A 1,245-nucleotide genomic window follows, 5' to 3' on the forward strand; every position below is an offset into this window, starting at 1 on the left:
AGCTATTTCGCTTCTTCTTTGCTTCACTCATTCTCGTCATCCCTTCCAGGACGACAGCTTAAATCAGTGTCTCAAATTCGGGGTCCACTTTAGACCTTGCGTGCGTCGTCCAGGGTTTTCTTATGGATTTTGTTCTTCAGAAGAACAAACTCGGCCAGTGGCTCGTGTTCAGAGAGTTCACGCAGTGCATTGTCGATAGTTCCCGCCAAGCTTTTAAGGATATCTCTCCGATTCTGATGCAATGGAATCGCAAGAATAATTGATGCTGGCATCCCCTCCACGATCCTGTCAGAAATCAAATACTGCTGCGCATTCTGTTGCGTTTTTATCAAATTGGCTTGCTCCATAGCGACGCCAAGGTCACACCTTCCTAGCTCGTGGATTCTGGGCGGATGTCGTACGCCAAAAACGTACTGCGCTTTCTTGACCCACCAGTCCCAGAAACTGGTGCGCCAAACATCTCCAAAGGCCTGATATGTCTTCATCACATCGACAAAGTCGGATGGCAGGTATTTATTGCCTTCCAAAGTGCCGTTCTTAGTCGTAGCAACCAAATGGGCGGCCCAATAGCTGGGGCTAATTTGTAGGTATTCAAAGAAGTATTGATAACGCCAGTCCGCTTGCACAGTGAGCCCGTACTTTTTCTTGCTTACCGCAAGCAACCGGGTCAATAGATCACTATCCTCGACAAGTCGCATGTATTAACAGAAATAATGAAGAAAGTTATTGTTTGGGATCATATCAGTTAATGTCAGTACGATGGCTTCGTGGTTGAGCGCAACGCTCTCCGCAAGAATTGAAAGCGAAACAAAACTTTTATAAGGAGCCATCAAATGAAAAAGTCGAAGAAAGCAACTCAACCTGACACTCAAGTCGTGCAAAGCATAACAACGCAGTTGGACGAGCTGTGCGCTACACGCGACGAATGGCAACGAGGCGAATACACCCGCTCCAACGAAACGTTGTATAGCCTGCTTGCTGGATGCCTGACCCTTTACCAGGAGGATTACCTTAACGCGTCGGAGGACACCAAAACTCAAATCCGCCTGGACCTGACCGCTAAGTTGACGCAGGAGGGAGTAAGAGTGCAGTCAAATAGCCAAATGCCAACCATGCTCATTCGCTACGTATTTCGCACTGACCGGAAGCGTACTAAAGTGGACCCCGAATTTGAGACACTGATTTAAGCTGTCGTCCTGGAAGGGATGACGAGAATGAGTGAAGCAAAGAAGAAGCGAAATAGCT

At 47.6% G+C, this 1,245-nt stretch carries 2 protein-coding genes; one reads left to right on the plus strand and one right to left on the minus strand.

Features of this window, described 5'->3' with window-relative positions:
* Positions 1-89 precede the first annotated feature (89 nt).
* Positions 90-671 carry a hypothetical protein gene (locus CEJ45_RS24355; RefSeq protein WP_141107066.1) on the minus strand — a complete coding sequence of 194 codons (582 nt, stop codon included), beginning with the start codon at positions 669-671 and terminating at the stop codon, positions 90-92.
* Positions 672-833: 162 nt separating this feature from the next.
* Between CEJ45_RS24355 and CEJ45_RS24360 the strand changes: the two genes are divergently transcribed.
* Positions 834-1,187, plus strand: a complete 354-nt coding sequence (locus CEJ45_RS24360; RefSeq protein WP_088757558.1) for a hypothetical protein — start codon at positions 834-836, stop codon at positions 1,185-1,187.
* The last annotated feature ends 58 nt before the right edge of the window (positions 1,188-1,245 follow it).

Source organism: Herbaspirillum aquaticum (assembly GCF_002213425.1).
Lineage (GTDB): Bacteria > Pseudomonadota > Gammaproteobacteria > Burkholderiales > Burkholderiaceae_D > Herbaspirillum > Herbaspirillum aquaticum.